This window comes from Sphaerisporangium sp. NPDC049002 (assembly GCF_040649355.1).
Lineage (GTDB): Bacteria > Actinomycetota > Actinomycetes > Streptosporangiales > Streptosporangiaceae > Sphaerisporangium.
The window spans coordinates 1-5,918 of record NZ_JBEZFH010000321.1; the positions used below are offsets into that span (position 1 = coordinate 1).

General features: G+C 73.7%; 4 protein-coding genes. 1 reads left to right on the top strand and 3 read right to left on the bottom strand.

The window, feature by feature from the left end:
* The 3 genes from AB0B89_RS34300 to AB0B89_RS34310 all read right to left on the bottom strand — a co-directional run.
* A partial coding sequence (locus tag AB0B89_RS34300) for a protein kinase (protein ID WP_358561264.1) occupies positions 1-1,003 on the bottom strand: 1,003 nt, incomplete at its 3' end.
* A 121-nt stretch (positions 1,004-1,124) separates the two neighbouring features.
* A complete protein-coding gene (locus AB0B89_RS34305; RefSeq protein ID WP_358561267.1) occupies positions 1,125-2,615 on the bottom strand; it encodes a serine/threonine-protein kinase in 1,491 nt (496 codons plus the stop codon).
* Between the two features lie 68 nt (positions 2,616-2,683).
* Positions 2,684-5,197: a protein kinase gene (locus tag AB0B89_RS34310; protein WP_358561270.1), complete on the bottom strand. Its 2,514-nt coding sequence runs from the start codon at positions 5,195-5,197 to the stop codon at positions 2,684-2,686.
* Positions 5,198-5,552: 355 nt separating this feature from the next.
* Between AB0B89_RS34310 and AB0B89_RS34315 the strand changes: the two genes are divergently transcribed.
* On the top strand, positions 5,553-5,852 hold the full coding sequence (locus tag AB0B89_RS34315) for a hypothetical protein (protein ID WP_358561273.1): 300 nt from the start codon (positions 5,553-5,555) through the stop codon (positions 5,850-5,852).
* The last annotated feature ends 66 nt before the right edge of the window (positions 5,853-5,918 follow it).

A 5,918-nucleotide genomic window follows, 5' to 3' on the forward strand; every position in this document is an offset into this window, starting at 1 on the left:
GGCACACTGGTAGCCGAACCACGGCGGTTCCGGTTCCCGCCCGCCCGCGCGTCACCTGACCGCGAGAGACGAAGGCGACCCGGCGACCGCGCCAGCCGGCGCCCGGCCGCGCCTGCGGGGGCACCGCCCCGGGCACGGTGAGGGCGGGTACGGGCGTGGGGCCGGTGGCGCGCCCGGCGATCGGCCCGGAGGCCCGCATGGGGACCGGCGCGGGCAGGGAGGAGGCGGGAGCCGTCGGCTCGGGCTGGATGCCGGCCGCCACCATGCGCAGGTAGCCCTCCGCCTCCGCGGCGGTGAACCGCTCGGCGGGGTCCTTGTGGAGCAGGCCCATGAGGACGGGGCCCATCGGCCCCGCAAGGCGCAGAGGCGCGGGCGGGTCGTGCATGACCGCGCCCAGCGTCGCCAGCGGGTTGCCGCGCGCGAACGGCGAGCGTCCCTCCGCCGCGACGTACAGCGTCACCCCGAGCGACCACAGGTCCGAGGCCCGCGTCGCCTGGCCGCCCTCGGCCCGCTCCGGCGCGATGAACGCCGGGGTGCCGATGAGCGTGCCCGTACGGGTGACGGGGGAGTCGTCGTCCAGGGTGGCGATGCCGAAGTCGGTGAGCACGGCCCGGCCGCCCTCCTGGGCGAGCAGGACGTTGTCGGGCTTGACGTCCCGGTGCAGCACTCCGGCCCGATGCGCGGCGCGCAGGGCGGAGAGCACCTGGAGCCCGATCTGCGCCACGCGGTCGGGCGGAAGCGGTCCCTGGTCGCGGACCACGGCTCCCAGCGTGTCGGACGGCACGAGTTGCATGACGATCCAGGGGTGGCCGCCCTCCTCGAACACGTCGTAGACGGTGGCGACACCGGGGTGGCTCACCCGTCCCGCGGCCCGGGCCTCCCGGAACGTACGTAACGAGAAGATCTCACGTTCTGGTCCGGTGAGCTCCGGAGGCGCGATCAGCTCCTTGACGGCGATCTCGCGGCCGAGTATCTCGTCATGGGCCCGCCAGACGGTGCCCATCCCACCGCGGCCGATCAGTTCAAGCAGACGGTAACGGCCTGCCACGACTCGGTCTGTGACCTGGGAGGAATCCGGCATGTCACGCCAGCTACCCCGATTGCCAGGTCACATGCGCCTAAAATCACGACAGGCGTAAACTCTTCGCAAACCTATCGAAATAGGCAGATTCTTCTTTCCAGTCGTCCTCGGTGGTGTGCAGATAGATCGCGACCTGCCGCCCGTCCGCCGTGGTGAGGAGCCGGTCGAAGACGTGGAAACGGCCGGCCCCCTGCGCCCAGGTGAACTCCCAGTCGGCGGCCGGCCGCCCCTTGAAGGTCACCGACCGCAGGGCCAGGAGCGCGTACCCGGGGAGGTTCCCCTTGGCCAGGGCCTGCATCTCGACGTCACGCAGCGCGGTGAGCGGATCGCCGTCGGTCCAGGGGGTCAGGTCGACCAGCAGGTAGCTGCGCGAGCCGGGGGGCCGGAACCACACGCGGGCCTTCTGCCGGTTGTACGCCACCCAGTCGTCCGGCAGGGCCAGGGAGAAGCCCAGCGGGTCGACATGGGTGCCCCAGCCGCCCGGAAGCGAGGGGACGGGGCTGCGGGACGGGGAGGGTGGGGAGCTCGCCGGCACGGAGGCCGACGAGGTGACCGGGGGAGGCGAGACCGGCGTGGAGGTCCCGGCGGCGGTGCCCGCGAACTCGCGGTAGCCGTACCAGCCGGCCAGGCCGATCACGGCCAGGAGCAGCAGCGGCAGGCCGGCGACCAGCGCCAGCCGTAAGCCCGGCGAGCGAGGGCGCCGCGCCCGCCCGGGGGGCCCGGCCGCCACCCGGCGTAACGCCTCGGCCGCGTCGGCGGCGGCCACGCGGCCTTCGGGCTCCTTGCGCAGCAGCCCCTGGATCACCGGAGCGAGCGGCCCGGCGAGTCGCATGGGCTCGGGCTGGTCGTTGAGCACGGCCGCCATCGTGGGCACGGGCGCGCCCCTGTCGAAGGGCGGCCGGCCCTCCACGGCGGCGTACAGCGTCGCGCCGAGGGACCACAGGTCGGACTGGGGGACGGCGGGACGGCCGCGCAGGCGTTCGGGCGGCATGAACGCCGGGGTGCCCGAGAGGTTGCCGGTCGTGGTGAGAGCCGTCTCCTCGGGCATCGTGGCGATGCCGAAGTCGGTCAGGACGACCCGGCCGTCGTCGGTCAGCAAAACGTTCTCGGGCTTGACGTCACGGTGGAGCACCCCGGCGGCGTGCGCCGCGCGGAGCGCGCCGAGGATCTGGGTGCCGATGTCGGCCACCGAGCGGGGGTCGAGGGGGCCGTCCGCGCGCAGGACCTCGCCCAGGGAACGGGACCTGACCAGCTGCATGACGATCCAGGGACGGCCGTCCTCCTCGATGACGTCGTGGACGACGACCACCGAGGGATGGTCGAGGCGCCCGGCGGCCCGCGCCTCGCGGATCGTGCGCCGGTTGAAGGCCACGCGGTCGTCCTCGTTGATCGCGTGGTAGAGGACCTCCTTGACCGCGACGGGCCGGTCGAGGAGCTCGTCGTGGGCCAGCCAGACCACGCCCATGCCGCCACGGCCGATCGCCTCCAGCAGGTGGTACCTGCCGGCGACCCGGCGCTGCGCCTCCGCGGTCACGTCGCCCCGACCCTCCTTCGCCCGTGCTTGCATCGTCCCATAGCCGGGCCTTGGCTGGAGCGTGACCTTTATTTGGCGGGCTTGAAGGTCGCGGCGAGGGTCTCGAAGAGCTTTTTCTTCTTCTTCCAGCCCTCGTCCTGGGTCTTGAAGAGCAGCGCGTAGCCGTTGTTCTTGTCGGTGACGAAGCCGCGGTCGATGACGCGCGAGCGGAACCGGCCGTCGCCGAAGGTGAACTCCCAGTCGGCCGCGGTCTTCCAGTAGTCCTTGACCTCCCTGATGGCGATCAGGTTGTAGCCGGGGAAGTTCCTGCTCATGCCCGGCGCGTCGCGCCGCCAGACCTTCAGGGCGTCGGACTCCGGGCTGGAGGTGTGGTGGACCTCCAGGTAGGTGTGGGAGTCGCCGCGGAAGCGGACCTCGCCGTTGCCCCTCCCGTCGACGCTCCACCCCTTCGGCAGCGCGACGGAGAACCCGCTTGAGTGCTTGTACTTGTGCCAGCCCTCCGGGACGTCCCCTGGGCCGATGGCGGTCGGCTTGGGGCTGGGCGACGGCTTCGCGGTCTCGGTCGGCGAGGCGGTCGGCGAGGCGGGGGGCGAGGACGGCGCGGGGGAGGCGGCCGAGGACGGCGCCGCGGAGCCGCCGGTCGCGGGGGGATCGGCCTGCGTCGAGGAGTGACCGCCGGTCGCGGACGCCTCGCCCGAGGGCGTGCCGGCGTTCCGCGCGCCCAGCCACAGGGCGATGCCCGCCACGACCAGGACCACGGGAACGGCCAGCAGCACGACGCGCAGCATCGGCACCTGGCGGCGTCCGAAGCCGCCGTCCTCGTCGTCGCCGGGCGACATGGGGAACAGCGCCGGTTCGATCGAGGTCGCGGCGTGCTCGACCGAGGTGGCGGGCCCCACCGAGGTGGACGCCGCGGTGAGGGGCCCGGGATCCTCTGACGCGGCGGACGCGGCGGACGCGGCGTAGGGCCGCTTCCGCGACTCGGGCCGCGTCTCCACCTCGCTGCTTCTCGACGGCCTCGGGACGCGCGTCGGCGGGTGTGCCTCGTACCCGTCGGGGGCCGCCACCGAGGCGGCGGCCGGCAGGGAACGCTCCTCGGGCGGCTTCACCGGCTGCACGGGCGCCGCCTTGGGCGTGGCCGCCCGCCCCGTGGTGGGAGCTTTGACGGGCTTCCTCGCGGCCGCGGGCTTCACGGGCTGTACGGGCGCCGAAGGCCTGACCGGCCGCGCGGACGTGGGCGGCTTGACGGGCCGTACGGGCGCGGAGGGCGTCTCGGACGCGTCGGTCCCCCGCGCCGGGGACGCGGCCCTCTCCGCCTCCTCGGCCTCGTGGGGCTCCTCGGACGCGGGACGCGCGGGAGCCTCGCCGGAGCCGGCCCCCGTGGTCACGGGATCCCCCGTGGTCACGGGAACCTCCTCGGACGCGGGAGCCTCCTCGGACGCGGGCGTCCGCTTGGACGACGGAGGCTGCTTGGCGGCCGGGGCCTGCTTGAACGACTGCATCTGCCCGAGCGCCTCGGCCCGCCCGCGTACGTCCGCGGGGGCCGGGGCCCGCCCGCCGGTCTCGACGCGGCCGTCCGGGGTCCTCGGGGCGGGGACCTCCGCCGCCGCGACGTCCGCCTCGCCCGGCAGTGCGGCGTCGGGCCGGGGAGCCTCGGGCCGACGCTGCGGCCTGGCGCTCTCACGGGGCTGCCTCGGCTCCTTCGGCTGCATGCGCGAGGGGCTGGTGGCGGGCATGGGAAGTGGGGTCGCCGGCAGGGTGCGCTGGCTGGTCATGGGCGCCGAGGAACGGTCCTCGGCGATGCTGCGCAGCATGCGCTCGGCCTGGTCGGCGGTCAGCCGCTCGGCGGGGTGCTTCTCCAGCAGCCCCGACAGGACGGCGCCGAGGCGCCCGGCGCGTGTGGCGGGCTCCGGCTCGTCGTTCAGCACGGCGTGCATCGTGGCCATCGCCATGCCCTTGTCGTGCGGCGGCCGGCCCTCGACGGCGGCGTACAGCGTGGCGCCGAGCGACCACAGGTCGGACTCGCGCTGGGCGGAGTGCCCACGGAGCCGCTCGGGGGCGATGAAGGCCGGCGTGCCGACGAGCCCCGTGCGGGTCATCGTCGTGTCGGTCTCCATGCGCGCGATGCCGAAGTCGGTCAGCACCACCCGGCCGTCATCGGTGAGGAGGACGTTCTCGGGCTTGACGTCACGGTGCAGCACACCGGAGGCGTGGGCGTGGCGCAGCGCCTCCAGGATCTGGAGCCCGATCTCGGCGGCCATGCGCATCGGCAGCGGCCCGTCGTCGCGCAGCACCTGGCCGAGGGACCGGGAGTCGACGAGCTGCATGACGATCCACGGCCGGCCGTTCTCCTCGATGACGTCGTGGACCACGACGACGTTCGGGTGCGACAGCCGCCCCGCCGCCCGCGCCTCGCGCAGGGTGCGGCGGTTCAGCTCGGCGACCTCGTCGTCCTGCGGGTCACCGGGATAGCGGACCTCCTTGACCGCCACGGCGCGATCAAGCAGCTCATCGTGGGCGCGCCACACGATGCCCATGCCACCACGGCCTATGGCCTCAAGCAGCTGGTAGCGGTTGGCCACGCGGCGCCCCTGTTGCGGTCCACTCGGCCGTGCTTCCGACATCACCCGCCGCTACCCCCTTCCAGGCCACTGAATCGTCCCATAGAGGTGCGCAGGTGCAAACGCGGCTTCCCGCGTGCCGTCCGGCATCTGAGATGGGGCGTCCACCAGGTGGAGCGCGCCTGATAACCTCGGTGCCATGACTTGCTATTTCATGTTCATCTGCCCGGTTCCCGCGGGGCCGGTCCCTGTCACATGATCTAGCGGCCATCCTCAGCCGGCAGAGGGCGGAGACGAGGGTGTCTCTGCCTTTTCGTCGTTCCAGACCCCCGCCGGCTCGCGGCCGTCGCGGCCGGCGCCCACAGAGGGAGCCGACATGTCATCCACCGGCCAGCCGGGCACGCACACGGTACGGATCGGGAGCCTCACCGTGGGAGACGGCCCCGCGGTCGTCGTGGGAGGCGCGACGGCGCCCACGACGGACGCGGCGTACGTCGACGTGCGGTGGCTGAGCCTGCGCGACGACCGGCACGCCCCCGCGGACCGGCGGCACCGCCATGAAGCCGCCCCCGCCGCCGGGTCCGCCGCCGGGTCCGCCGCCGGGTCCGCCGCCGGGTCCGTCGCCGGGTCCGTCGCCGGGGCGAGGGACGGGGTCGTCCCATCCGCATGTTCCTGACCTTCTGAAGTGACCGAACCCCCACGTGAAGAACGCGAACACCACACGACGCGACGAGATCGCGGC